The organism is Pseudomonas sp. 14P_5.3_Bac1 (genome assembly GCF_025466135.1).
Taxonomy (GTDB): domain Bacteria; phylum Pseudomonadota; class Gammaproteobacteria; order Pseudomonadales; family Pseudomonadaceae; genus Aquipseudomonas.
Genome location: NZ_JANLOF010000057.1, coordinates 377,104 through 399,636 on the forward strand (window position 1 = coordinate 377,104; position 22,533 = coordinate 399,636).

Here is a 22,533-nt window from a genome sequence, read left to right on the forward strand (position 1 = left end):
TAAGCCCCCCAAAACGCATTATCTTGTACCTCGGCGCTAAAAAAACCCTACATGTAGGGTTTTAAGCGAAAAACCAAACACAGATCAGACAAGAAACTCAAGCGCTTTCTTGCTCCCGTTTGGTTGGAACCAACGCATTTTTTAAAAGCCCAAACCGCGCACGCGGATGGCAGCCGTTTTCCAGCCTCCAGGGCAGAAAGCGGTACGGGTGTTGCAGTGCTTGAAGCGAGCAACTGTCACCCACCAGGAATACGGCGAAGGGCGCCTCATGGCCCGAACCGAAGACTTCGGCATGGAAGCGGCGCGATGAGCTCCCTTCCTCCTGTCCCGAAGTTGTTATGCCAGGCCCCAGGCCTGCTGTAAGTGCTTCAGGACGGAACGGTGGGCACCGTGATGGTGCCCAAATAAATATAGAATGTGGAGACAACCCCCCATGCAAACCGACACAACTCGCGAGAACCCGCAGGGCTCCGTGCCGCAGGCCGCTGATTCGAACCTGGATCTGTCCGCCACTGCACCTGGCCAACTGCGAGTGATCAAGCGTAACGGCACTGTCGTTCCTTACACCGATGACAAAATCACCGTCGCCATCACCAAAGCGTTTCTTGCAGTTGAAGGCGGCACCGCTGCTGCCTCGTCGCGCATCCATGACACTGTTGCCCGCCTGACCGAACAAGTCACTGCGACCTTCAAGCGTCGCATGCCCTCGGGCGGCACCATCCACATCGAAGAAATCCAGGACCAGGTCGAACTGGCCCTGATGCGTGCCGGCGAGCAGAAAGTTGCCCGCGACTACGTGATCTACCGTGACTCGCGCGCCAAAGAGCGCGCTGTACGCACCCCGGCTGAAGAAGCTGCCGTGCAAGCTCACCCGTCGATCCGCATCACCCTGGCTGACGGCACCTTTGCACCGCTGGACCTGGGCCGCCTGAACACCATCATCACCGAGGCCTGCGAAGGCCTGGAAGAAGTCGACGGTGACCTGATCCAGCGCGAAACCCTGAAGAACCTGTACGACGGCGTGGCCCTGACCGACGTCAACACCGCCTTGGTGATGACCGCCCGTACCCTGGTTGAACGTGAGCCGAACTACTCGTTCGTGACCGCGCGCCTGCTGATGGACACCCTGCGTGCCGAAGGCCTGGGCTTCCTGAAAGTCGCCGACAGCGCCACCCACCACGAGATGGCTGACCTGTACGCCAAGGCCCTGCCTGCCTACATCGCCAAGGGTATCGAGTTCGAATTGCTCAACCCGATCCTGGCCACCTTCGACCTGGAAAAACTCGGCAAGGCGATCAACCACGAGCGCGATCAGCAGTTCACCTACCTGGGCCTGCAGACCCTGTACGACCGTTACTTCATCCACAAGGACGGTATCCGTTTCGAACTGCCGCAAGTGTTCTTCATGCGCGTGGCCATGGGCCTGGCGATCGAAGAGAAGCACAAAGAAGACCGCGCCATCGAGTTCTACAACCTGTTGTCGTCCTTCGACTACATGTCGTCGACCCCGACCCTGTTCAACGCCGGTACCCTGCGTCCACAGCTGTCGAGCTGCTACCTGACCACCGTGCCGGATGACCTGTCGGGCATCTACCACGCGATCCACGACAACGCCATGTTGTCCAAATTCGCCGGCGGCCTGGGCAACGACTGGACCCCTGTGCGTGCACTGGGTTCGTACATCAAGGGCACCAACGGCAAGTCCCAGGGCGTTGTACCGTTCCTCAAAGTAGTGAACGACACCGCTGTAGCCGTGAACCAGGGTGGCAAGCGCAAAGGCGCTGTGTGTGCCTACCTGGAAACCTGGCACATGGACATTGAAGAGTTCATCGAGCTGCGCAAGAACACCGGTGATGACCGTCGTCGTACCCACGACATGAACACCGCCAACTGGATCCCTGACCTGTTCATGAAGCGTGTCTTCGATGACGGCCCGTGGACCCTGTTCTCGCCATCCGAAGTACCGGACCTGCACGACCTGACCGGCAAGGCCTTCGAGGAGCGTTACGAGTACTACGAAGCCCTGTCCCAGTACCCAGGCAAGATCAAGCTGTTCAAGACCATCCAGGCCAAAGACCTGTGGCGCAAAATGCTGTCCATGCTGTTTGAAACCGGCCACCCATGGCTGACCTTCAAAGACCCGTGCAACCTGCGCAGCCCGCAGCAGCACGTGGGCGTGGTCCACAGCTCGAACCTGTGCACCGAGATCACCTTGAACACCAACAAGGACGAGATCGCCGTTTGCAACCTGGGCTCGATCAACCTGCCGAACCACATCGTCAACGGCAAGCTGGACACCGCCAAGCTGGAACGCACCGTGAATACCGCCGTTCGCATGCTCGATAACGTTATCGACATCAACTACTACTCGGTACCACAGGCGCAGAACTCCAACTTCAAGCACCGTCCGGTCGGCCTGGGCATCATGGGCTTCCAGGACGCGCTGTACCTGCAGCACATTCCTTACGGTTCGGACGCTGCAGTCGAGTTCGCCGACAAGTCGATGGAAGCGGTCAGCTACTACGCCATCCAGGCTTCCTGCGACCTGGCCGACGAGCGCGGTGCCTACGAGACGTTCCAGGGTTCGCTGTGGTCCAAAGGCATCCTGCCGCTGGATTCGCAACAGATCCTGATCGAGCAACGTGGCCAGAAGTACATCGACGTTGACCTGGAAGAGTCCCTGGACTGGGCCCCGGTACGTGCCCGTGTGCAGAAAGGCATTCGTAACTCCAACATCATGGCCATCGCACCGACCGCCACCATCGCCAACATCACTGGCGTATCGCAGTCGATCGAACCGACCTACCAGAACCTGTATGTGAAATCGAACCTGTCGGGCGAATTCACCGTGATCAACCCGTACCTGGTTCGCGACCTGAAAGCCCGCGGCCTGTGGGACTCGGTCATGATCAACGACCTGAAGTACTACGACGGTTCGGTGCAGCAGATCGAGCGCATCCCGCAAGAACTCAAAGAGCTCTACGCGACTGCGTTCGAAGTGGACACCAAGTGGATCGTTGACGCCGCCAGCCGCCGTCAGAAGTGGATCGACCAGGCCCAATCGCTGAACCTGTACATCGCTGGCGCATCGGGCAAGAAGCTCGACGTGACCTACCGCATGGCCTGGTACCGTGGCCTGAAAACCACTTACTACCTCCGTGCCCTGGCCGCGACCAGCACCGAGAAGTCGACCATCAACACCGGCAAGCTGAACGCTGTTTCCAGCGGCGGCAACCACGGTGATGATTCGGTTCTCGCAGCACCAGCCGGTCCAGCGCCAGTGCCAAAGGCCTGCGCGATTGATGAGCCGGATTGCGAAGCTTGCCAATAAGCTGAGCTGATCCCGGGCTTGATTGCCCGGGGTTGAAAAAAACCGATAGACCCTGCTGCAGTGGGTTTATCGGTTTTTTTGTTTTTACGCTAAACGAATTCGTAGGCGTTGCCTTCCTGGGGAGCGCCGCCCCGCCCTCCCCACAACTCCACGCGCCCGCCAATTACCGCCATTGAATGGCCGCCATAGTCAACAACGCCCAGTGTGCCGCTTGCCAGCTCCGAACTCGAAGAGGCTTTGTAGAGGCCCTTCAACCCAAGCCGGTCCAGCGCCTCTTGCCCCATCTCACCGTTGTTCAAGCTTTGCATCGCATGCGCAAAACTCTGTTTTGAAGCCTCGGGATTGTCATCAAAACCATTCCCTTCCATCTGTGCACGCTTGGCACTCACCGCGTACATGAAGTTGGCGTCGGTCATCATAGAGGGGTTGTCCCCCTTGAACTGCGCGTAACTGGCGGCGTACCTCAGTTCAGCCTTGGATAAATCCAGTTCGAACCCATCGCGCATCTTGACGTGATAGCCACCAGCGGTCTCATGCACCTCAGCGAAAACATCAGTGGGCTTCTGCCCAAACTTCATCATCGCCCCCTTTATCGCGGCAACCGTGACGCAATTACCATCAGGCCCCTGGCTGAATCCACTCCAGATATTGTCCGGCTTCTTGCCCGGGTTACTTGCGTCCGGCTTGTAGTTGAAATGCTTGGAGCCCTCGGTAATCGGCAGATTACTCATGGGCTCACTGCCGCCAAAATCGCTTGGATTAACCCGACCGCCATCACCGCCTCCGCCACCGCGATCTGGCGACGGTGTGGGACGCGGTGTTGGAGACGGAGTCGCGTCGTCTGCAAACAGCTCCGGAAACAGCCTCTTCAACAGCGCAAGAAAATCTGTGACCGCATCGCGCTTCAGCTGCTCAAGGATCGCTTTGAATTTTTCATCTCCCAGCGCGTTTCGCTTGTCATTGAGCTTGTCGCGCAGGTCCTGGACCGTCTGGTTTTTGGAGGTTTTCTCGGCGTCATCCAACTGCCTGAGAAGCTGCGTGACCGCCTCTTTATCGGCATCGAACGCATCCCGGTTGCCCTCTGATCGGCTGACCCCATTCAGGTACTGCCCTGCCCACCCAACGCCATAACGCACACCTCCAGCCCCTTGGCCGGACATCGACGAACTTCCCATACCGAGCCACCTTGTGATCGAACACGTTGAGGCTTGATGAGTGGGAAGAACCGTGTGGCCGGTTCCAACACGGGCCTGTCGGCTGTAATCAGGCGAGAGGTGGGAATATTCCCCGATGCCAAATGGCAGGCAAAAAAAAGCCCCTCGATCGAGGGGCTTTTGTTGCGCGTGCGCGTCAGGCCAACAGCATCAGGTCATCTGAATGATGGTCTGCATGATGGTGCTCTGAGTGGAGATGGTCTTGGCGTTCGCCTGATAGTTGCTCTGGGCCTTGATCAGGTCCACCAACTCGTTGGTCAGGTTGACGTTGGAGTTCTCCAGGGATTTGGACACGATCGAACCCAGGGTACCGGCTTGCGGGGTGTCGTAACCCGGCTGGCCCGATGCATAGGTTTCTTTCCAAGTGGTGCCGCCCGCCGGCTGCAGGCCTTGTTCGTTGTTGAAGCTGGCCAGGGAAAGCTGGCCGATGGACTTGCTCTGCTGGTTGCTGAAGGTGGCGAACAATACGCCGTTACCGTCAATGTTCAGGCCGGTGATCTGGCCGGTGGCGTAGCCATCGGTGACCGGTGGGTTACGGTAGGTGGCCGAGTTGTACTGGGTGATGTTGCTCATGTTGATGGCAATCCCACCTGGGTTGGCGTTCGCACCGTTTTGGGTCCACACGCCGTCGGTCACTGTGCCTGGCACCCAGCCGGTCAGCTGCAAGGTCGTGCTGGAAGTGGTGCCCGTGACAATCCCGGTGAGCTTGCCGGAACCGTCGAAGCTCAACGTCGAGGCGACCGGCGGCGTCGAGCCTGTGCCGGTAGGCGCCGAACCGTCAGGGTTACGGCCATCGATCAGGGTGTAGGATTTCCAGGTGTTGGAATCTGTTTTCACCAGGTATTGCACCATTGGGTGGGCGTTGCCCTGGGTGTCATACAAGGTGGTGTTGTATTGGGTGCTGAAGGTGGTGGAGTCCGTTGGATCAAACGGCTTGGTCGTTTGATCGATCACCGGCGAAGACGAGTTCAGGTTACTGGTGGAATCGACTTTGGTGGACGCCTTGGGCGGCAGGTTCGACAGGTTCAATTGCAGGTCGGTCAGCGCGCCCTTGATGATGTTGCCGTCGGCGTCCGCCGCGTAGCCTTGCAGGCGCGAGGTGCCGGTGTTGTTGGTGATGTAGCCATCCTTATCCGAACGGAAGGAACCGCTGCGGGTGTATTCCAGCGAGCCGTCACTGCCCTTCTGAACGAAGAAGCCGCCGCCCTGGATCGCCATGTCCAGCAGACCACCGGTGTTGTTGACGTCACCCTGGGTGAACTGCTGGGAAACGGCCGCCAGGTTCACACCACTGCCGACACTGTTCTGGCCGGTGCCCAGCTTGGACGCGGCGTAGATGTCCGAGAACTCGGCACGGGACGACTTGAAGCCCGTGGTCGCGACGTTGGCGATGTTGTTGCCGGTCACGTCCAGTTGTTTGTTGGCCGCATAGAGGCCGCTAAGGCCGATGTTAAAAGACATGTTTCTCTCCTTCTGCCGTATTTAGCCGGCTCTATGTACCGATAGTCTGAATTTGCGACAGCTTGACGCTGCCCATGCCGCCGGCAAGGTTGAGCAGCATTTCGCCGCCGGTCTGGCTCAACGTCACGCTGGTCACTGTTGCCGGCAGCGAAGTCAACAAGGCAACCGAGTCGCCCGTATCATTTTTGGTGCTGGCCGCGAAGGTATAAGTCCCGGCGGGTGCGACCTCGCCGTTATCGTCCTTGCCATCCCAGATAAAGCTGGAATCACCGGCGCTTTGGGCGCCCATGTCGAGGGTGCGGACCACGTTGCCGTCCTTGTCGGTGATCTTCACGGAGACGTTGCCCGTCGCCGCGGTCACCGCCACCGAGCCGGTCATGCTCTTGCTGGTATCAACCATGGCCTTGTCGGTCTGGGTGATGATCGAACGCCCGACCATCGACGACGCCTGCAGCGCTTGCGAGGAGCTGAAGTTGCTGGAGATCGCATTCACCGAGTCGTTCAGGGTGTTGATGCCTTCCAGGCTGCTGAACTGAGCCAGCTGGGCCACGAAGGCGCCATTGTCCTGTGGCGACAGCGGGTCCTGGTTTTTCAGCTGGGTTACCAGCAGCTGCAGGAATGCATCTTTACCCAGCGCCTGGTTACCGGTGGCCGCCGTGGCCACCGAAGCGAGGCCGCTGTTGTCCGTCGAGGTCTTGACCTTGGAGTTGAAAAGGTCCTGAACCGGCGTGTTGGTTGTCGTAGAAGTGCTATCAACAATGGCCATTATTTGGCGCCCCTTATCACTGACCCAGGGTCAGGACCTTCTGCATCATGGTTTTGGCGGTGTTCATCATTTCCGCGTTGGTTTGGAACGAGCGGCTGGCGGAAATCATGTCGGCCATTTCCTCGACCACGTTGACGTTGGGGTAGTACACGTAACCCTTTTCGTTCGCGGCGGGATGGTTGGGTTCGTAGCGGGCTTCCAGATTGCTCTGGTCTTCGACCACGCCAAGCACCTGCACGCCCTGGCCTGCGGCGTCCTGGTTCTGGAACAGCGAGTCGCCGCTACCGCTCTGGCCACTTTGGCCGTCCTGAAACATGGTGGCGAACACCGGGTGACGGGCACGGTAGGTCTGGTCAATGCTCGAAGACACGGTCTCGGCGTTGGCGATGTTACTGGCGACGGTGTTCAGGCGCGTGGTCTGCGCGCTCATGCCACTGCCGGCAATATTGAAAACACTGGCTAAGGACATGGCTTACTCTCCACGCAGGGCTGACATCAGCCCTTTGAATTTGCTGTTGAGCAGGGTGAAGCTGGCCTGGAAGTTCACCGAGTTTTCGGCGTAGGCCGATTGCTCCAGCTGAGCGTCGACGGTGTTCTGGTCGATCGATGGCTGCATCGGCGTGCGATACAGCAACGACTCGTCACCATTGCTCAAGCCTTGCGCTTCAATATGACGGCTGTTGGTCATGTTCAAGGCGAAGGTGCCGTTCTTGGTCTTGTCCTGCTGTGCGGCGAGCACGGCAGAGAAGTCCAGGTCCCGAGCCTTGTAGTTCGGGGTGTCGGCGTTGGCAATGTTGTTGGCCAGGACTTCGGCACGCTGGGCGCGGAAGCCCAGGGCTTGTTCGTGGATACCGAGCGCTTTATCGAAGCTGATGCTCATGGCGGAAACCTTTAGGCTGACCTGCTTTTCGTAACAGGGTTATAGCAAGGCGCATGCCAATTCCATCGAGGCCCGTAATTCAAGGGTTTGCGGAGAGTTTGCCGGTGGCAATGCCAGAAAAGCGGCAACGGCCTTCCGCGTGGCGCCAGTAAAGCGGCAATACCGGTTGCCGCTTTTATGCAGACTGCCGGCACTGACACGGCTGCTTGGACGACAGGTTCAGCAGGCAGCCCTTCAATGCAACGGCCTGAACACTGAATATTGCGTCGCCTGGGCTTGAACCCTGCCGAATCGCGCGCATAAAAAACGGGAGGCCTTTGGGGGCCTCCCGTTTTTTAATGCTCATGTGCCGATCACTTGGCCTGGTAAATGATACCGGGACTGCACTGCACCATCTGGTAATGATCCGGCAACCCGTTCAGCGCCTCGGACGCACCAAGGAACAGATACCCACCACGCTTGAGCGTGCCGTGGATGCGCAACAGGATGTCTTTCTTCACCTCGGCCGAGAAATAGATCAGCACGTTGCGGCAGAACACCATGTCGAACTTGCCCAGGCTGGCGTAGCTGTCGAGCAGGTTGAACGAACGAAACTCCACCCGGCTCTTGATCGGTGCCTTGACTGCCCAGCGCCCCGCCCCTTTGGGGTCGAAGTAACGCTGCAGGCGCTCCTGAGACAAACCACGGCCCAGGGCCAGGCTGTCGTACTCGCCGGTCTTGCAATTGGTGAGCATGGTGCCGGACAAGTCAGTGGCGACAATCTGCGCCCCGGCCTTCAACTGGCCCATGTTCGTGCGCTCGAATTCGTCGATGGACATCGAGATCGAGTACGGTTCCTGCCCCGAGGAGCAAGCGGCCGACCAGATACGCAAGCGCTGGCCCGGGCTGGCCTTGATGGCCTCCGGCAGCACTTTGTTCTTGAGCACTTCGAAGGGGTAGGTATCCCGAAACCACAGGGTTTCGTTGGTGGTCATGGCATCCACCACCATTTCCTTGAGCCCGCTGCGCGGCTGGCCCTGAATGCGCTGGACCAACTCGCCCAGCGACTTGATGCCCTGCTGCTCCATCAGTTTGTTGAGGCGGCTGGATACCAGGTACTGCTTGTTTTCACCGAGCAATATGCCACAGGCTTTTTCCAGGAAGACCCGGAACTGTTCGAAATCCAAATTACCCGTAGACAATGATACCGCCTCTTAAATCGTGTGACCGCCAGGGGAACTCCCCTTAGCCGTGATCTGCTGCCTTGATCCGGTCGACTACCCGGGATGCCAGGTCATCAGGGCGGAATTTGGCCAGAAAGTCATCGGCACCGACCTTCTTGACCATCGCCTGATTGAATACGCCCGACAACGAAGTATGCAGGATGATATGCAATTTTTGCATGCGTGGATCGTTGCGTATTTCGGCCGTGAGCGTGTAGCCATCCATTTCCGGCATCTCGATGTCGGAGATCATCATCAAAAATTCTTCTTCCGGCTTCTTGCCTTCATCCACCAGCTTGCGCAGGTAATCCAGGGCCTGGCGACCGTCGTTGAGGGCCACCACTTCCACGCCGACGGTCTGCAGGCAACGGGTCACCTGCTTGCGCGCGACCGAGGAGTCGTCCACGGTCAGCACGCGCAGCGAGATTGCCTTGTGCGCCGTTTCGGCGTCGACGACGCCTACCGAAATCGACTCGGAGGTCGGTGCAACTTCCGCGAGGATCTTCTCCACGTCGATGATTTCCACCAACTGGTTATCGACCCGTGTCACCGCCGTCAGGTAGTGATCGCGCCCCGTGCCCTTGGGCGGCGGGTGGATCTCCTCCCAGTTCATGTTGACGATGCGCTCTACCGAGCGCACCAGGAAACCCTGGGTCTTGGTGTTGTATTCGGTAATGATCACGAACGGATTCTGACGGTCCTGCAGCCCCGCAGAGCCGGTGGCCAAGGCCAGGTCAAGAATGGGAATGGTCGCACCACGAATGTTGGCCACGCCACACACCACCGGACTGGACTTGGGCATGATCGTCAGTTTGGGACACTGCAGCACTTCCCGCACTTTAAACACATTGATGCCGTACAGTTGCTTGCCGTCCAGGCGAAAAAGCAACAACTCCAGGCGATTCTGCCCTACCAGCTGTGTGCGCTGGTTTACTGAATCCATTACTCCTGCCATGCCCAGACTCCTACGCAAAAACCTTAGGGGTACGACGCGTACCCAACACTAAACGGCACGAGCTTTGCTATTTATTGATTTATGAACCTTAAAACGACAGTTTCCCGACGCATCCCACGCTACCGCAGAGTTGTCTGCGTCTGGCTGGCATTGCTTGCCTTGGGCACGGGCACCATGGCCCGTGCAGATAATGTCACCCTGCCTGATCTCCTTATCGGCGTCACTCAAGGCTTTCTTGAATTCACTGTAGAAGATTATCTGGCGACCACGCAGACGCCGGGACGTTATGAAATTCAGGTGAACCAGTTGGACCCGCGCCTGCGCATGCCCATGTGCGACAAGGAATTGACAGCCACCCTGGAAAGCCCCGCCCAGCCCATCGGCCGCGTGACGGTCAAAGTACGCTGCGACGGCGCCTCGCCCTGGACTGTGTTCGTCCCGGCGCAGGTCAAACTGTTTCGTGATGTAGTGGTTGTCACACGCCCGCTCAAACGGACGGGCATCATCGGGTTTGAAGACGTTGCGCTGCGTGAACGGGATATCAGCTCGATCAGCCAGGGTTATCTCACCTCTGTGGACCAGGCCGTCGGGCAAAAACTTACCCGACCAATGGTCACCGACCAGGTGATTACGCTGGTGCATCTGGAACAGGCTGAAGTGATTCGCAAGGGCGACCAAGTGGTGATTTCCGCCAGCAGCGGCGGGCTGACGGTAAAGATGCCGGGCGAGGCGCTGTCCAATGGCGGCATGAGCGAACAGATCCGGGTCAAGAACCTCAATTCCAATCGCGTGATCAAGGCACAGGTGATGGCGCCAGGCCAAGTCGAGGTCGCTTTATAGATCACTGGTATCAAACGCCAGCTTTTCCTACACTGTGTTCTGGATGTCGACCTGTACAGGTTTATTGTCAATCGAGCCTAAAGTTTGTCCGGGTATGGCCGAAAACATGGCAAGCGTCCAAATACCCAGAGGTTTTTTTATCATGGTCATCGATTTCAGTCGTTTGAATAACACCCCGGCATTGCCCGGCAATACGCGCACCAGCGGTGCCAAGGACAGCGTAGAAGCCAAGGCCCAGCCAGCGCCCGCCAAGACCGAACAGGCCAGCGCCAGCCAAAGCGGGGAATCGGTTCACCTGAGCAATGAGGCTCAACAGTTGCAAAAGGTCACTGACTCGCTGCGCGACCAGCCGGTTGTCAATAAAGCCCGTGTGGCCGAGTTGAAACAGGCCGTTGCCGATGGCAGCTATAAAGTCGACAGCAGCCGTGTAGCCAGCAAGCTGCTTAACTTCGAAGCCGAGCGCTAGGCAAAGGCCTGCGCAGGGCTTTTGGACGCTTAAAACCCAAGGCCAGCCATGCACCACGACGAACATTTGCTTCAACTGATCATTGATGATCTGGCGCCGACGCAACATTTGCTCGAGCTGCTAAAGGAAGAGTCCCTGGCCCTGTACGGCCGGGACATGCGCTTGCTGGAAGAAATTCTGGCGCGCAAGCAGTCGCTGATTGTGCTGCTTGAACAGCACGGCAAAAAGCGCAGCGAAATTCTTCTCAGCCTGGGCCTCCCGGCTGATCACGACGGCCTCGCACAACTGGCCAGCCATTCTTCGGTTGGCGATCAGTTGCTGGCGCAGAGCACCGCACTTAATCAATTACTTGCCCAGTGCCAGGAAGCCAACCTGCTCAACGGTCAGTCGATCCAGCTGCAGCAAGCGACGACGGCCAATCAGTTGCGCATCCTTCACGGCGGAGAACCCCCGGCGCTGTATAACGCCCAGGGTTCCACCTCGCGTCTGGTCAAGCCAAGCACCCGCAGCCAAGCCTGACAGTGGTTTACAGCGCGCCCTATCCAAGGCGCGCTACATGCTGGCAAAATGCCGGTTCTTGCGTGTAGTCGTATTTTGTCTGGAGATGGAAGAACCGTGTTCAACGCCCTTAATGCGGAAGATGCTCCGCAGCCACCCAAGGTGCTCACCACGCCTCTGGAAATCGCCAGCACATTACGGATGCTGCAAGAAAGCCATGATCCACTGATCATCACTTTCCATGAACGCAGCCAGCGCTTTCAAAGCTACCTGGTGGACGTTGACCGGGACAGCAAGACGCTGATCCTGGACGAAATGATTCCGCGTGACGGTGAACGCTACCTCGAGAATGGCGAACCCTTTCGTATCGAAGGTTTCCACGATGGCGTACGCGTCGCCTGGGAAAGCAACGGCACGCTGACCATCAGTGAAAAAGACGGCCACCGCATCTACACCGGCAGCATGCCCGACGAGGTGGTTTACCACCAACGCCGCAATGCCTTTCGCGCGGCGTTGAAGCTGGCGCAACTGGTCAGCATCGAACTGGGCGGCGAGAAGCTCAAGGCGCCGATCAGCGGCAAGCTTCTGGACATCTCCGCCACCGGCTGCAAATTGCGCTTTGAAGGCGACATTTCCGAGCGCCTGCAGCTGGGCCAGGTCTATGACCGCTTTATTGCCGCCCTGCCCTTTGGCAGCATGACCACCTCTGTCGAGCTGCGTTACCTGCACTTCGAAGACAAGATCAACACCACCTTCGCCGGCGTGCGCTTTCACAACATGAGCGGGCTGGTGCAGCGCCAGGTTGAGCGGTTTGTGTATCAGTTGCAGCGCGAGGCGCGACGCTTTGACAAAGACGATGATCTTTAAGCGTTAAGCATTGCGGCAAAAAAAACGGGCGGATCCTGATGGGATCTGCCCGTTTTTGCATTCAGGGGCGCGCCCTGCTCAAGTCGTGAGGATGCTCCTCCGGCCCCAGAGGTTCCGGCGGCCCTTCGAAAGCTGGCTCGTCTACTGGCGGCTGTGGATCAGTGTCAGGCTCAGGATCCGGCACGGTAGTCTGCATCTGCTCCTGCACCACCGCCTCATCCACCCGAGGGTCCAGACATGCCACCAGCGGCGAGCTGGACATGCTGTCAGGCATTGCCACGTGGTGCAGCGGCGCATCGTCCACTTGGTGCAGGTTGGTCACCGCCTTCGGCCGGATACGCCACACCAGAATCAACGCACACAGGCTGAAAAACGCATACAGCATATGGCTGCCGAACAGCTTCATGACCACGCCCGCCAGCAGCGGCCCGACACTGGCGCCGATGCCGTAGGTGACCAGCAACATCGCGGTCAGCGATACCCGCCGATCGCCCTCGACGTGGTCATTGGAAAACGCCACCGCCAACGGATACAGGCAGAACTGCACCAGGGAACACAAAAACCCGGCCACGAACAGCACTTCCAGAGGCACCTTGGTGAGCAGCGCCAACGGCAACGCTGCCACCGCCAGGCATAAGGCAAAACACCGAATCAGCAGGGCGCGGTCATAGCGGTCTGAGAGCCAGCCCAAAGGCCACTGCACCACCAGCCCGGCGAAAATGCAGCTACCCATGAACAGACCCACTTGCTCGGTGGTCAGGCCTTGCTGCGAAGCATAGAGCGGTGCCAGACCATAGAACGAACCTACGATCAGCCCTGCGCCCAACACGGTACTAAGCGACTGAGGCACGCGCTTTATAAAGAAGCGCGGCTCCATCGGCGCAGGATGCAAAGGCGCCGGGTGAATGCGCCGGGTCATGGCGACCGGCACCAGGCACAGGGCGAAGCACAGCGCGACCAACATCAGCAGTTCGAGGCCGAGCTCCGGATGCATCACCAGGATCAGTTGACCCAGCACCAGCCCGAGGTAGGAGGCAATCATATAACCGCTGAACACCACGCCACGCTGCTTGGCGTCCGCCTGCTCATTGAGCCAGCTCTCGATGACCATGTACTGGCACATCATCCCCAGGCCCACGATCATCCGCAGTACGATCCAGGCGGGCAGCCAGTTGATCAGGCCATGGCCCAAAACGGCAGCCCCGACAATCCCGGCACACGTGGCATAGGCACGAATATGCCCGACACGGGCGATCAGGCGGTGCCCGATCTTGCCGCCCAACACCAGGCCAAAGTAGTTAGCCGCCATCAGCGCACCCACCCACAGACTGTCGACGTGGTCGGCTGCCAGGCGCAAGGCAAGGTAGGTGCTGAGCAGGCCGGACCCGATCAACATCATCAAGGAGGCGAAATAAAGGGCTCGAAAAGATTTCCAGATCTGGCGCATCGGCGTTCCGAGCGGCTCCTTGCAGTGAGAGTCAGGGCTATCGGCATGATAGTCCGGGGTTGCCGGGTCCGGACAGGCGATATCGGCTGTATCCGGGGAATATTTTGCATATGGCTCAGACGCTGCCTGGCCATGTGCAAGGTACACAGTTTGCGATAAATACACCGCGCACCTGCTGTGAACCCTCAACGGCTGCAAGGTTCGACCGGTGTTCACCAGGCGCGCACAAAAAAGCCCCGCCAGAGCGCTCTGGACGGGGCTTTTTCACAGGTGCTGAATCTGGTGTCCCAGGGCCGGTTCGAACGGCCAACCTTCCCCTTAGGAGGGGGATGCTCTATCCAATTGAGCTACTGGGACAAAATGACAGCCACCGGACAAGAGGCGCGGCGACGGACGGCGTGCATGTTAACGGCCGAGGTAGGTTTTGTCATGTCGTCCGTTGGCTTTTTGAGCGTAGGCCTGTCCTTGTTCTGCAGAGCGCGGTTTGAACCCGTAAAACCGGGGGATCCATCACCGTCGTGCAAAATGCACTCCCCCAAAATGCCAGCATTGCAAATTGCAACCTTACGGGCCGTTAAAGTAGACTTAAACCACTGATTTTATTGAAATAATAGTTTGGCACGAGACCTGCAATACTTCTCCTACAAAACCTAACCGGCCACGGCGTTAAGCGGAGAACATGACCATGAACAGTGCCCTTCTGTTAGCCCTCAACACCGTAGCCCTTGCTGCACTGGTGACCTTCCATTTTCAATCGACTGGCAGCAATGATCCCGCACAGATCAGCCAGGCGGTGCCGCACCATTTGCAACAACGCCCGCAATTGGCGGTGATGACGCCCAACGCACAATCGCCGGTACGCCTGACCCAGGGCAGTCAGGCCGCGCCAGCATCTGAACACTGGGTTTTCTGAGGGATCGCGAATGACTAAATCTGCCTGGCTGTTTTTGTGCCTGACCGTTGCAACCGGCATCGCAGGCCTTGGCGCCGATGCCCAAGATGCGCAGACCACCGCTTTTGTTGCTGCCGGTGTATGTGCAAGCCTTCTGCTGCTGACGCTCATCGTGGGCCGCAGAATCAAATTCGACCCCGTCTTACGCTGATCCCTCCCTCCTGCTTGTCCCCCTACCTTATGTCGCCTCGTGCTAGTAAATCGGCAAATTGCCACTAGTCTTAAACACGAGGGCAAAAGGCCATATTGCTATAGGATGTGCGGCCTCAAACCCTGCCGTGGCCTGGACTTGCGAGAAGTTCCTTTGCGGAATCACTCGTTGAAAAGTTTTCAAACCAGTCCGCAAAAATGCAAATGAGTGCTGGCATAAAGCCTTTAGGCAGTTCAATATTTGTCACAGAATTGACGCCAAGGAACTGTCAAATCTGAGGCATGATGCGGCCTCTTTGTAATTCGGGTTGAACTTTGGTCGTGAGCCTTGTCTTAACACTCATCTTGCGGCCAATTCCAAAAACCGCTCCCCTGAACTAACCGGTTAAATATATGCGCCCATTGAAACAGGCAATTTATTCCAGCCGTACGGCTGACAAGTTCGTCGTACGTCTGCCAGACGGAATGCGGGAACGCATTGCCGAGGTGGCTCGCAATCATCACCGCAGCATGAACTCCGAAATCATCGCGCGCCTGGAACAGAGCCTTATTCAGGAAGGTGCGCTGGGCGAAGAGTTGAGCATGCGCCTGGACAGCCCTGAGCTGTCACTGCACGAACGCGAACTGCTGCAGCGTTTTCGTCAGCTCTCCCACCGCCAGCAAAATGCTCTCGTCTCGCTTATTGCGCACGACGTCGAGGCGGCCGCAGAAGCCAATTGATCTGCAGTTGAAAGCCGAAGCCAGCCATGTGCTGGCTTTTTTTTGCCTGCGATTTGATAAAGGAGTGCCGGGAACAGACGGCAAAGCGGGAGCAGATGTGCTCCCGCTGAGGGGGATCAGAGCAGAAAGATCGTCGCCAGACCCAGGAAGATGAAGAAGCCGCCGCTGTCGGTCATGGCAGTGATCATCACACTGGCACCCATCGCCGGATCACGCCCAAGGCGCGCCAGGGTCATGGGGATCAACACCCCCATCAACGCTGCCAGTAGCAGGTTGAGGGTCATGGCGGCGGTCATCACGACGCCAAGCGACCAACTGCCATACAGCAAGTAAGCCACCACGCCGATCACGCCACCCCACACCAGGCCATTGATCAGGCCCACGGCCAGCTCTTTGCGCAGCAGGCGCGAGGAATTGGCCGTACTCACCTGATCCAGTGCCATCGCACGCACGATCATGGTGATCGTCTGGTTACCGGAGTTGCCGCCGATACCCGCCACAATCGGCATCAGCGCCGCCAAGGCCACCAGCTTCTCGATCGAACCTTCAAACAGCCCAATCACGCGCGAGGCGATAAAGGCTGTGATCAGGTTGATCGCCAGCCAGGCCCAACGGTTATGCAGAGAGCGCCAGACCGACGCAAAAATGTCTTCCTCTTCACGCAAACCGGCCATGTTGAGGACTTCGGTTTCACTTTCTTCACGAATCAGGTCGACCATTTCGTCGATGGTCAAACGGCCAATCAGCTTGCCGTTCTTGTCGACCACCGGCGCCGAGATCAAGTCGTAACGCTCAAACGCCTGCGCCGCCTCGTAGGCGTCCTCATCCGGGTGAAAGCTCACGGTGTCGCTGGCCATCAAATCCGCAACTTTCTTGTCCGGATCATTCACCAGCAGACGCTTGATTGGCAGCACGCCCTTGAGAATGCCTTCGTAGTCGACCACAAACAATTTGTCGGTGTGACCGGGCAACTCTTTCAGGCGACGCAGATAACGCAGTACCACTTCCAGGCTGACGTCTTCGCGGATGGTGACCATCTCGAAGTCCATCAATGCGCCGACCTGATCCTCGTCGTAGGACAGCGCGGAGCGCACTCGCTCACGCTGCTGGCTGTCGAGCGCTTCCATCAGCTCATGGACAACATCACGGGGCAGCTCGGGGGCCAGGTCGGCCAGTTCGTCGGCGTCCATCTCCCTGGCTGCTGCCAGGAGCTCATGATCATCCATGTCGGCGATCAGGGTTTCACGGACCGAGTCGGATACCTCGAGGAGAATATCGCCGTCGCGGTCGGCCTTCACCAACTGCCACAGGGTCAGTCGATCATCCAGCGGCAAGGCTTCGAGGATATAGGCAACGTCGGCGGAGTGCAGGTCATCGAGCTTGCGTTGCAGCTCGACGAGGTTCTGCCGGTGCACCAGGTTTTCGACGCGGTCGTGATGCGGACCTTCCTGGCGGTGCGTGAGGTCTTCGACCACGCGCTGGCGCTGCAGCAGCTCGATGACTTGAGCCAGGCGATCCTGCAGGCTGTCTTGCGTTTTCTTTACTTCTACTTCGGTCATAGGCGAACTCCACTCCCAGCAGCGGGGCACGCCGGAAGGATCAATCAGTCAATTCATGATTGGTAAAACGGGGTACTAAGTAACTACTGGGTAAGTCCATGGAGGTATTCCACAAGCCCCGGCGGGGCTGACGGGCGCAATGATACACCTTGCGTCGGTTTTAAACGTTAAAAAACTGGAAAGAACAAGCGCTTGCGAGCCAAAGCTGAGCTTTGGCTGCATCTATGAACTGCGACGACGCAGCGGATAAGGAAAACACATGGCGCGGGAGAAAAAGATAAAATCCCACACAAACCCCAGACGGCAAAAAGCCCGCACTAGGCGGGCTTTTTGTTTGTATGGTGCACTCGACAGGATTCGAACCTGTGACCGCTCGGTTCGTAGCCGAGTACTCTATCCAGCTGAGCTACGAGTGCAGATTGTGTTTTTAGACCAGATCACAACTGGTTGAAGCCGAGTCACCTGCATCGCTGCAACTGACTCTTAAGTGGTGCACTCGACAGGATTCGAACCTGTGACCGCTCGGTTCGTAGCCGAGTACTCTATCCAGCTGAGCTACGAGTGCATTTGTTGCCGCGCATTATAGGCCGTTCAATCTCTATGTAAAGCTATTTTTTCGAGTAATTTCAACAACTTACCGAAAAAACCAGATTGCAACGTACTAAGCAAATAATGGCGGAGAACGGGGGATTCGAACCCCCGACACCCTTTTGAGGTGTACTCCCTTAGCAGGGGAGCGCCTTCGGCCACTCGGCCAGCTCTCCGCAACACGGGGCGTATATTAACCACGTTCATCCCCGTTTGCAAACATAAAAAACGATAAAAATTAAAGGCTTGGTTCTTCGTCCTTCTCTTTCTTGATCCGCAGGTAAATTTCCTCGCGGTGGACCGCTACCTCTTTCGGAGCGTTAACCCCGATACGTACTTGATTGCCTTTGACGCCGAGCACGGTCACGGTGATTTCGCCATCACCGATAATCAGGCTTTCTGCGCACCGACGAGTCAGAATCAGCATACCTTTCTCCTCACGCATTTCAGTTCAGGAACAACAGTCTGCAAAAAAAAGGCGTTCGACCTACGACATGAAAGCCGTAGCCCTAACGGCCTAAGTATTGTCGAGCACACGCAAAAGACCATGCGCCCCACAAAAAAATGAAAGGCGCGGTAAACCGCGCCTTCCTGGCATCGCATCACTCGCCCTGTCGGGCCGGAGCGTCCAGCTCAAAAGCGGTATGCAGCGCGCGTACAGCCAGTTCCAGGTACTTCTCTTCGATCACCACCGAGACTTTGATTTCCGAGGTGGAGATCATCTGGATGTTGATGCTTTCCTTGGCCAGCGCCTCAAACATGCGACTGGCAACGCCGGCATGGGAACGCATGCCCACGCCCACGATCGACACCTTGGCAATCTTGGTATCGCCGACCACTTCACGGGCGCCAATCTCGCTTGCGGTGTTCTGCAGGATTCGCTCCGCCGCATCGTACTCGTTACGGTGCACGGTGAAGGTGAAATCGGTGGTGTTATCGTGCGAAACGTTCTGCACGATCATGTCGACTTCAATGTTCGCGCCACTGATAGGACCGAGGATCTTGAAGGCCACGCCCGGAGTATCCGGCACGCCACGGATCGTCAGCTTGGCTTCATCGCGGTTGAAAGCGATGCCGGAAATGATCGGCTGTTCCATGGATTCCTCTTCATCAATAGTAATGAGGGTGCCCGGACCCTCTTTGAAGCTGTGCAATACGCGCAGCGGAACGTTGTACTTGCCGGCGAACTCCACCGCGCGGATCTGCAGCACCTTGGAACCGAGACTGGCCATTTCCAGCATCTCTTCAAAGGTGATCTTGTCCAGGCGCTGGGCCACGGACACCACACGCGGGTCGGTGGTGTAGACGCCGTCCACATCGGTATAGATCTGGCATTCGTCAGCCTTGAGGGCCGCTGCCAGCGCCACGCCGGTGGTGTCTGAACCGCCACGCCCCAGGGTCGTGATGTTGCCCTGCTCGTCCACACCCTGGAAACCGGCTACAACTACCACGCGCCCGGCTTTGAGATCTGTGCGGATTTTCTGATCATCAATCTGCAGGATGCGCGCCTTGGTATGTGCGCTGTCGGTCAGGATGCGCACCTGGCTGCCAGTGTAGGACACCGCCGGCACACCACGCTTGTTCAGCGCCATGGCCAACAGGGCAATAGTGACCTGTTCACCGGTGGACACGATCACATCCAGCTCACGCGGCAGCGGCTGTTGATCACCGCTGATCGCCTTGGCCAGATCGATCAGGCGATTGGTCTCGCCGCTCATGGCCGACAGCACCACTACCAGGTCGTCGCCGGCGTCGCGGAATTTCTTAACCTTGTCGGCGACCTGCTCGATTCTTTCGACAGAACCGACCGAGGTGCCTCCGAATTTCTGTACGATCAAAGCCATTTCTAAGCCGCCTCAGCCCGTAAAGGGGCGCCCAATAAACAAATCTTCCAGCAGCTGAGCAAGCCCATGACTAGACCATGGGCTCATTAACAGTGCCTTAAATACCGGCCTCGACAAACGGCACGGTCAGGGCCAGGGCCGCGTCCAGGGCACCGGCGTCTACACCACCGCCTTGCGCCATGTCCGGACGACCACCGCCCTTCCCGCCCACTGCCGCGGCGGCTTGCTTCATCAAATCACCAGCCTTGAGTTGGCCAGTCAGGTCTTTGGTTACACCGGCAACCAGAACGACCTTATCCTCATGGACACTGCCGAGCAGGATCACTGCGCGGCCGAGCTTGTTCTTCAACTGATCGACCAAGGCCAACAGCGCCTTGCCGTCCTGACCATCCAGGCGCACGGCCAGGACTTTCACGCCCTTGACGTCCAGGGCAGAGGCCGACAGATCGTCGCCCGCTGCGCTGGCAGCCTTGGCCTGCAACTGCTCCAGCTGTTTTTCCAGCTGGCGGTTGCGCTCCAGTACACCAGAGAGCTTGTCGATCAGGTTGTCGCGGCTGCCCTTGACCAGGCTGGCCGCTTCCTTGAGTTGTTCTTCAGCCGCATTGAGGTAGGCCAGGGCCGCAGCACCGGTGACCGCTTCAATACGGCGTACACCCGAGGCCACACCGCCCTCACTGATGATTTTCAGCAGACCGATGTCGCCGGTACGGTTGGCGTGGATACCGCCACACAGCTCCACCGAGAAGCTGCCGCCCATGCTCAGTACGCGTACTTCGTCGCCATACTTCTCGCCAAACAGCGCCATGGCGCCTTTGTTCCTGGCGGTTTCGATGTCGGTTTCTTCGGTTTCCACCGGGGTATTCTTGCGAATTTCGGCGTTGACGATGTCTTCCAGCGCCTTGATCTGCTCAGGCTTGATCGCTTCAAAGTGGCTGAAGTCGAAACGCAGGCGCTGGCTATCAACCAACGACCCCTTCTGCTGCACGTGCTCACCCAACACCTGACGCAACGCGGCGTGCAGCAAGTGAGTGGCGGAGTGATTCAAAGCAGTTGCATGCCGCACGTCGGCATCCACTTGAGTGTCTACCGGCGCGCCAACGGTCAAGTTGCCCAACACCAACACACCGTGGTGCAGGAATGCGCCGCCGGTCTTGGTGGTATCGCGCACCTCAAAACGACCGGACGTCGAGCTCAGGTAGCCGCAATCGCCCACCTGGCCACCGGACTCGGCGTAGAACGGCGTCTGGTCCAGGACCACAACAGCCTCTTCGCCTTCATTGAGCACGTCGACCGATTGGCCGTCTTTATAAATGGCCACGATCTTCGCCGCGCCAACGGTCGCCTTGTAGCCGATGAACTCGGTAGGCACGTCAACCTTGACCAGCGTGTTGTAGTCCAGACCAAAGGAGCTGGCAGAGCGAGCGCGCACGCGCTGGGCTTCCATCTCACGCTCAAAACCCGCTTCATCGACGGTCAGCTCGCGCTCGCGGGCGATGTCGGCAGTCAGGTCCATAGGGAAACCGTAGGTGTCGTACAGCTTGAACACCACGTCGCCCGGCACCACGGTGCCTTTGAGCTCGGCCAGGTCCTGCTCCAGAATCTTCAGGCCGTGTTCCAGGGTCTTGGAGAACTGCTCTTCTTCAGCCTTGAGCACGCGCTCGATGTTGGCCTGCTGCTGCTTGAGTTCCGGGAAGGCATCGCCCATCTCGGCCACCAGCGCTGCAACGATCTTGTAGAAGAAGCTGCCGCTGGCGCCCAGCTTGTTACCGTGACGGCAGGCGCGACGGATGATCCGGCGCAGCACATAGCCGCGGCCTTCGTTCGATGGCAGTACGCCGTCGGCGATCAGGAAGCTGCAGGAACGGATGTGGTCAGACACCACCTTGAGCGACGACTGGCCTTCGTTGGCGCAGCCAATGGCGGCGGCCGAAGCGCTCAGCAGGTTGGTGAACAGGTCGATCTCGTAGTTGGAGTGAACGTGCTGCATCACCGCACTGATCCGCTCCAGGCCCATGCCGGTGTCGACCGACGGGGCTGGCAGCGGATGCAACACGCCATCGGCGGTGCGGTTGAACTGCATGAACACGTTGTTCCAGATCTCGATGTAACGGTCGCCATCTTCTTCCGGCGAGCCCGGTGGGCCGCCCCAGATATCGGCGCCGTGATCGTAGAAAATCTCGGTGCACGGGCCGCATGGGCCGGTATCGCCCATGGTCCAGAAGTTATCGGAGGCGTAAGGCGCGCCCTTGTTGTCGCCGATGCGAATCATGCGCTCGACCGGCACGCCGACTTCTTTGGTCCAGATGTCATACGCCTCGTCGTCCGTGGCGTAGACGGTGACCCAGAGTTTTTCCTTGGGCAGCTTCAACACGCCGGTCAGGAAGGTCCAGGCGAAGGTAATCGCATCTTTCTTGAAATAGTCGCCGAAGCTGAAGTTACCCAGCATCTCGAAAAAAGTGTGGTGACGAGCGGTGTAACCGACGTTTTCCAGGTCGCTGTTCTTGCCGCCGGCGCGCACGCACTTCTGGCTGCTGGTCGCGCGGGTATAGGCGCGCTTTTCCTGGCCCAGGAAGCAGTCCTTGAACTGGTTCATCCCCGCGTTAGTGAACAGCAGGGTGGGGTCATTGCCTGGGATCAAGGAGCTGGAGGCTACACGGGTGTGGCCTTGCTCTTCGAAGAAGCGAAGGAAGGCTTCACGGATTTCTGCGCTTTTCATTAGGTTCTTCCACGGAGTCTGCGGCCAAAGGCCAGTGCGCAACATCATCAGACGGAGCGACGGCAAAGGGCCGCATT

General features: G+C 58.2%; 20 protein-coding genes and 4 tRNA genes. 8 read left to right on the plus strand and 16 right to left on the minus strand.

Translation table 11 applies throughout. The features are described 5' to 3' along the window. Positions 1-433: 433 nt before the first annotated feature. Positions 434-3,331 carry a ribonucleoside-diphosphate reductase subunit alpha gene (locus NTD89_RS15695; RefSeq protein ID WP_145159319.1) on the plus strand — a complete coding sequence of 966 codons (2,898 nt, stop codon included), beginning with the start codon at positions 434-436 and terminating at the stop codon, positions 3,329-3,331. Between the two features lie 89 nt (positions 3,332-3,420). Here NTD89_RS15695 and NTD89_RS15700 read toward each other — a convergent pair whose 3' ends face one another. The 7 genes from NTD89_RS15700 to NTD89_RS15730 form a co-directional block, all read right to left on the minus strand. Next, positions 3,421-4,506, minus strand: a complete 1,086-nt coding sequence (locus NTD89_RS15700) for a hypothetical protein (RefSeq protein WP_262208537.1) — start codon at positions 4,504-4,506, stop codon at positions 3,421-3,423. 189 nt (positions 4,507-4,695) lie between these two features. Next, the gene (flgE, locus tag NTD89_RS15705) at positions 4,696-6,006 is read right to left on the minus strand and encodes a flagellar hook protein FlgE (protein WP_262208538.1); all 1,311 of its coding nucleotides are present in this window, start codon (positions 6,004-6,006) and stop codon (positions 4,696-4,698) included. A gap of 31 nt (positions 6,007-6,037) precedes the next feature. Next, on the minus strand, positions 6,038-6,772 hold the full coding sequence (gene flgD, locus NTD89_RS15710; RefSeq protein WP_242196168.1) for a flagellar hook assembly protein FlgD: 735 nt from the start codon (positions 6,770-6,772) through the stop codon (positions 6,038-6,040). A gap of 16 nt (positions 6,773-6,788) precedes the next feature. Further along, complete coding sequence (gene flgC, locus NTD89_RS15715) at positions 6,789-7,241, minus strand: flagellar basal body rod protein FlgC (protein ID WP_106576134.1); 453 nt, start codon at positions 7,239-7,241, stop codon at positions 6,789-6,791. 3 nt (positions 7,242-7,244) lie between these two features. Then, on the minus strand, positions 7,245-7,652 hold the full coding sequence (flgB, locus tag NTD89_RS15720) for a flagellar basal body rod protein FlgB (RefSeq protein ID WP_010208346.1): 408 nt from the start codon (positions 7,650-7,652) through the stop codon (positions 7,245-7,247). Positions 7,653-8,005: 353 nt separating this feature from the next. Next, complete coding sequence (gene cheR / locus NTD89_RS15725) at positions 8,006-8,833, minus strand: protein-glutamate O-methyltransferase CheR (RefSeq protein WP_119741973.1); 828 nt, start codon at positions 8,831-8,833, stop codon at positions 8,006-8,008. Positions 8,834-8,876: 43 nt separating this feature from the next. Then, positions 8,877-9,809, minus strand: coding sequence for a chemotaxis protein CheV (locus tag NTD89_RS15730; protein WP_242196171.1), 933 nt, complete (start codon positions 9,807-9,809; stop codon positions 8,877-8,879). 81 nt (positions 9,810-9,890) lie between these two features. On the opposite strand from NTD89_RS15730, the gene flgA reads away from it, so the two are divergent. The 4 genes from flgA (at position 9,891) to NTD89_RS15750 (ending at position 12,480) form a co-directional block, all read left to right on the plus strand. Continuing rightward, on the plus strand, positions 9,891-10,649 hold the full coding sequence (gene flgA, locus NTD89_RS15735) for a flagellar basal body P-ring formation chaperone FlgA (protein ID WP_262208539.1): 759 nt from the start codon (positions 9,891-9,893) through the stop codon (positions 10,647-10,649). A gap of 142 nt (positions 10,650-10,791) precedes the next feature. After that, positions 10,792-11,115, plus strand: a complete 324-nt coding sequence (gene flgM, locus NTD89_RS15740; RefSeq protein ID WP_145159357.1) for a flagellar biosynthesis anti-sigma factor FlgM — start codon at positions 10,792-10,794, stop codon at positions 11,113-11,115. A 48-nt stretch (positions 11,116-11,163) separates the two neighbouring features. Continuing rightward, positions 11,164-11,634 carry a flagella synthesis protein FlgN gene (locus tag NTD89_RS15745; RefSeq protein ID WP_145159358.1) on the plus strand — a complete coding sequence of 157 codons (471 nt, stop codon included), beginning with the start codon at positions 11,164-11,166 and terminating at the stop codon, positions 11,632-11,634. Positions 11,635-11,730: 96 nt separating this feature from the next. Beyond that, on the plus strand, positions 11,731-12,480 hold the full coding sequence (locus NTD89_RS15750; RefSeq protein WP_119741971.1) for a flagellar brake protein: 750 nt from the start codon (positions 11,731-11,733) through the stop codon (positions 12,478-12,480). Between the two features lie 61 nt (positions 12,481-12,541). On the opposite strand, the gene NTD89_RS15755 is transcribed toward NTD89_RS15750, so the two are convergent. Both NTD89_RS15755 and NTD89_RS15760 read right to left on the minus strand, forming a co-directional pair. After that, entirely contained in the window at positions 12,542-13,927 is a 1,386-nt protein-coding gene (locus NTD89_RS15755) for an MFS transporter (RefSeq protein WP_145159359.1), read from the minus strand. A gap of 280 nt (positions 13,928-14,207) precedes the next feature. Beyond that, positions 14,208-14,284: transfer RNA gene (locus tag NTD89_RS15760), tRNA-Arg, on the minus strand. A gap of 328 nt (positions 14,285-14,612) precedes the next feature. On the opposite strand from NTD89_RS15760, the gene NTD89_RS15765 reads away from it, so the two are divergent. From NTD89_RS15765 to NTD89_RS15775, 3 genes are all read left to right on the plus strand, one after another. Then, positions 14,613-14,840 (plus strand): hypothetical protein, encoded by a 228-nt coding sequence (locus NTD89_RS15765; RefSeq protein WP_145159360.1) that lies wholly within the window; start codon positions 14,613-14,615, stop codon positions 14,838-14,840. Between the two features lie 10 nt (positions 14,841-14,850). Then, on the plus strand, positions 14,851-15,030 hold the full coding sequence (locus tag NTD89_RS15770; protein WP_106576125.1) for a PA3371 family protein: 180 nt from the start codon (positions 14,851-14,853) through the stop codon (positions 15,028-15,030). 392 nt (positions 15,031-15,422) lie between these two features. After that, positions 15,423-15,749 (plus strand): Arc family DNA-binding protein, encoded by a 327-nt coding sequence (locus tag NTD89_RS15775; RefSeq protein ID WP_003193592.1) that lies wholly within the window; start codon positions 15,423-15,425, stop codon positions 15,747-15,749. A gap of 116 nt (positions 15,750-15,865) precedes the next feature. Here the strand turns inward: NTD89_RS15775 and mgtE are convergent, their stop codons facing one another. The 7 genes from mgtE to alaS all read right to left on the minus strand — a co-directional run bounded on the left by mgtE (position 15,866) and on the right by alaS (position 22,456). Then, complete coding sequence (gene mgtE / locus NTD89_RS15780) at positions 15,866-17,308, minus strand: magnesium transporter (protein WP_145159361.1); 1,443 nt, start codon at positions 17,306-17,308, stop codon at positions 15,866-15,868. Between the two features lie 339 nt (positions 17,309-17,647). Beyond that, positions 17,648-17,724 (minus strand) — tRNA-Arg (locus tag NTD89_RS15785). A 72-nt stretch (positions 17,725-17,796) separates the two neighbouring features. Continuing rightward, positions 17,797-17,873 (minus strand) — tRNA-Arg (locus NTD89_RS15790). 108 nt (positions 17,874-17,981) lie between these two features. Then, positions 17,982-18,072 (minus strand) — tRNA-Ser (locus NTD89_RS15795). 62 nt (positions 18,073-18,134) lie between these two features. Continuing rightward, complete coding sequence (gene csrA, locus NTD89_RS15800; protein ID WP_003175645.1) at positions 18,135-18,323, minus strand: carbon storage regulator CsrA; 189 nt, start codon at positions 18,321-18,323, stop codon at positions 18,135-18,137. 175 nt (positions 18,324-18,498) lie between these two features. Beyond that, positions 18,499-19,740 carry an aspartate kinase gene (locus NTD89_RS15805; protein WP_056861669.1) on the minus strand — a complete coding sequence of 414 codons (1,242 nt, stop codon included), beginning with the start codon at positions 19,738-19,740 and terminating at the stop codon, positions 18,499-18,501. 97 nt (positions 19,741-19,837) lie between these two features. Continuing rightward, the gene (alaS, locus tag NTD89_RS15810) at positions 19,838-22,456 is read right to left on the minus strand and encodes an alanine--tRNA ligase (protein ID WP_262208540.1); all 2,619 of its coding nucleotides are present in this window, start codon (positions 22,454-22,456) and stop codon (positions 19,838-19,840) included. Between the last annotated feature and the right edge of the window lie 77 nt (positions 22,457-22,533).